The 472-nt window shown below is 63.3% G+C and carries 1 tRNA gene and 1 riboswitch; the gene reads right to left on the reverse strand.

The features are described from left to right. Positions 1-129: riboswitch (cyclic di-AMP (ydaO/yuaA leader) on the reverse strand. This riboswitch is flagged as partial in the annotation. A 253-nt stretch (positions 130-382) separates the two neighbouring features. Further along, positions 383-456 (reverse strand) — tRNA-Met (locus WN71_RS39245). Positions 457-472: the final 16 nt, after the last annotated feature.

Consider the following 472-nt stretch of genomic DNA (forward strand, 5'->3'; position numbering starts at 1 on the left):
CTGACGGGTTCGGAGCAGGAAGGTCTCCTACACGCGTATACCGGCCGTGACTCCACGGCGGCGTCCACGCGATTCACCCCAGGGAGTGTGGTTCCCCGGCTCCCTTGCGGGATTCGGCGTGTGCGCACGGAGCCGTCTCTTGTGACGGCTGGGACGACCGTGCTGCGTTATCGAACGTTAATAGACCCGCGGGGCGTATTCCAAGCACTACGGCTTGATCATTACCGTTTCCGGGCCGGAACTTACGGGCCATGAACGGTGAAATCCGGGCGAGTTGGGCCCGGCGCGTCCGGCGGGCCGGTCGCGGATCAGGAGCCACGGCCGTTTGATGGAAAAAATCCGGGCCCGGAATCCATTTCGGATTCCGGGCCCGGATCTTCAGTAGCGGGGACAGGATTTGAACCTGCGACCTCTGGGTTATGAGCCCAGCGAGCTACCGAGCTGCTCCACCCCGCGTCGTTGACTCCACTGT

The sequence above is a fragment of the Streptomyces mangrovisoli genome (assembly GCF_000974985.2).
GTDB classification, from domain to species: Bacteria; Actinomycetota; Actinomycetes; order Streptomycetales; family Streptomycetaceae; genus Streptomyces; species Streptomyces mangrovisoli.